The sequence below is a fragment of the Thiohalocapsa sp. genome (assembly GCF_019695415.1).
Taxonomy (GTDB): domain Bacteria; phylum Pseudomonadota; class Gammaproteobacteria; order Chromatiales; family Chromatiaceae; genus Thiohalocapsa.
This window is the reverse complement of record NZ_JAIFKJ010000349.1, coordinates 1-1,584: the sequence shown is the minus strand read 5'-3', so window position 1 is coordinate 1,584 and position 1,584 is coordinate 1. Positions and strand designations below refer to the sequence as shown.

The 1,584-nt window shown below is 70.5% G+C and carries 2 protein-coding genes and 1 pseudogene; all 3 read left to right on the top strand.

Annotated features, from left to right (window positions below; all coding sequences use genetic code 11):
* Positions 1–326, top strand: a pseudogene (gene trpD, locus I6U14_RS10045) (anthranilate phosphoribosyltransferase); the annotation flags it as partial.
* Entirely contained in the window at positions 323–1,123 is an 801-nt protein-coding gene (gene trpC / locus I6U14_RS10040; RefSeq protein ID WP_296898972.1) for an indole-3-glycerol phosphate synthase TrpC, read from the top strand. The pseudogene trpD and the gene trpC, both read left to right, overlap by 4 nt.
* Positions 1,120–1,536 carry an OsmC family protein gene (locus I6U14_RS10035; protein WP_296898970.1) on the top strand — a complete coding sequence of 139 codons (417 nt, stop codon included), beginning with the start codon at positions 1,120–1,122 and terminating at the stop codon, positions 1,534–1,536. The genes trpC and I6U14_RS10035 overlap by 4 nt, the downstream gene beginning before the upstream one ends.
* Positions 1,537–1,584 lie beyond the last annotated feature (48 nt).

The window sequence follows — 1,584 nt, the reverse complement described above, 5'->3', positions numbered from 1 at the left end:
CTCCCGAGCCAGAGCGCGGCCCGTCCCCCCGCTCCCCGCTCCCCCCACCCGACTCGGGGCTGGGCGCGGCGCCTTGGGACGCCATCCGGGTGGCCGGGCCGGCACAGAGCCTGCAACTGGGGCGCACCCCCCTGGCCGGCGAGCCCGGGCCGGCGCGCGACATCGTGCTGTTGAACGCCGGCGCCGCCATCTATGCCGCCGGCGTCACGGAGACGCTGGCGGACGGCGTCGAGGCCGCACGGGCGGCGGTGGACAGCGGGGCGGCCGTGGAGCGCCTGGAGCGGCTCGCCGAGCTGACCAGCGGGTTCGGGGCCGGCGGGACATGACGGACACACCGGATATCCTGAAGCGCATTGTCTCCCGCAAGGCGGACGAGGTTGCCGAGCGCAAACGGCAACGCCCCCTCAATGCGCTCAGCGCCGCGCTGCGGGACGCCAGCCCGACGCGCGGCTTCGCGGACGCCCTGGCGGCGCGGATCGCTGCGGGGCAGGCCGGTGTCATCGCCGAAATCAAGCGCGCCAGCCCGAGCAAGGGCCTGCTGCGGCCCGACTTTCGCCCTGGCGAGATCGCTGCGTCCTATGCGCGCGGCGGTGCAGCCTGCCTGTCGGTGCTGACCGACCGGGACTTTTTCCAGGGCGACGATGCCCACCTCGTGGAGGCACGCGCCGCCTGCAACCTGCCCGTGATCCGCAAGGATTTCATCATCGACCCCTACCAAATCCACGAGGCCCGGGCGATGGGCGCGGACTGCATCCTGCTCATCGCCGCCTGCCTGCAAGATGCCGAGCTCGCGGACTTCACCGCCCTCGCCGACGAGCTTGGGCTCGACGTGCTGCTGGAGGTGCACGACGCAGCGGAGCTGTCCCGGGCGCTCTCGGTGCCGACGCGGCTCGTGGGCATCAACAACCGCAACCTCAGGACCTTCGACGTGAGCCTGTCCACAACCCTCGAGCTGCTGCCGCAGGTGCCGGCGGACCGGCTGCTGGTCACCGAGAGCGGCATCCACAGCCGTGACGATGTCGCACTGATGCGCGCCAACGGCGTGCACGCGTTCTTGGTGGGCGAGTCCTTCATGCGCGCACCGGACCCGGGCGCGAAGCTCGCGGAGCTGTTTCTCACATGAAAGCGCGCGTCAAATGGATCGAAGGCACTGCGATGGTGGGGGAGTCCGGCAGCGGCCACGCCGTGGTCATGGACGGCCCGCCGGATCTCGGCGGTCGCAACCTGGGCATACGGCCCATGGAGATGCTGCTGCTCGGGCTCGGCGGCTGTACGGAGTTCGATGTCCTGTTGATTCTGCGCCGGGGCCGCGCCCAGGTGACGGACTGTGTCGTGGAGCTGACGGCGGAGCGCGCCGAGACCGATCCGAAGGTCTTCACCCGCATCCATGTCCACTTCATCGTGACCGGCCGCGATCTCAATCCGAAGCAGGTGGCGCGTGCGATCGAGCTCAGCGCCGAGAAGTACTGCTCCGCCTCCATCATGCTCGGTGCCACGGCAGCGGTGACGCACGACTTCGAAATCCGCGATGCCTGAGCCTCGGCTGGGGCGGGCTGCACACCCTCACCTTTGCCGGCGGCATGG